We start from the raw sequence: 254 nt of genomic DNA, 5'->3' as shown, positions 1-254 counted from the left end.
CCACCGCGTCGTGCCCGCGCCACGCCGTCCGGTCGTCGCCCAGATAGCCGCCGAACGCCTTCTCGCCCCACGGCACCTGCGACGGCGCGACGATCGGCGCGAAGGCGCTGACGCTGCGGAAACGATCGGGGTTGCGAAGGGCGATCGTCAGCGCGCCGTGACCGCCCATCGAGTGGCCGGTGATCCCCTGCGCCGCCATGTCGACCGGAAACCCGGCGGCGATCAGCGCCGGCAGTTCGTCCTCGATATAGGAC

Annotated in this window: 1 protein-coding gene; it reads right to left on the bottom strand. The window is 71.7% G+C overall.

Features of this window, described 5'->3' with window-relative positions; genetic code table 11:
• Positions 1-254: alpha/beta hydrolase-fold protein (locus tag AC0IYH_RS32765; RefSeq protein ID WP_471838536.1), on the bottom strand; the 254-nt coding region annotated here is incomplete at both ends.

It is taken from the genome of Pseudomonas sp. AC463 (assembly GCF_979253585.1).
The sequence above is the reverse complement of the archived record's forward strand: the minus strand, read 5'-3'. Positions and strand labels throughout refer to the sequence as shown.